The sequence below is a fragment of the Rhodococcus sp. PAE-6 genome (assembly GCF_025290685.1).
Taxonomy (GTDB): Bacteria; Actinomycetota; Actinomycetes; order Mycobacteriales; family Mycobacteriaceae; genus Rhodococcus; species Rhodococcus pyridinivorans.
Genome location: NZ_JAOCLZ010000255.1, coordinates 1 through 233, shown reverse-complemented (window position 1 = coordinate 233; position 233 = coordinate 1). Strand labels below are relative to the sequence as shown.

The following is a 233-nucleotide window of genomic DNA, read 5'->3' as shown; positions in this document are numbered from 1 at the left end:
GGGATGCGCAGACCGGTGTTCGACGAGCCGTGTCCCGACTTCGGGGTGGATCTCCTCGGCCGCCCCCCGGCAGCACCGTTCGAGTGGGAGTCGCGGTGGATCCACGGGCCCGACTTCCGCACGCCACGCGACCCGGAGGACGCTCTCGCCCTCCTGTACGAGGCGTGGATCCGCGCGGGAAGACAGCGGGTGGAGATCGCGTGCGGGCGTGGAGGCGGCCGCACCGGCACCGC

General features: G+C 73.4%; 1 pseudogene. It reads left to right on the top strand.

Features of this window, described 5'->3' with window-relative positions:
* A pseudogene (locus NVV99_RS26930) lies at nucleotides 1-233 on the top strand (protein phosphatase); the annotation flags it as partial.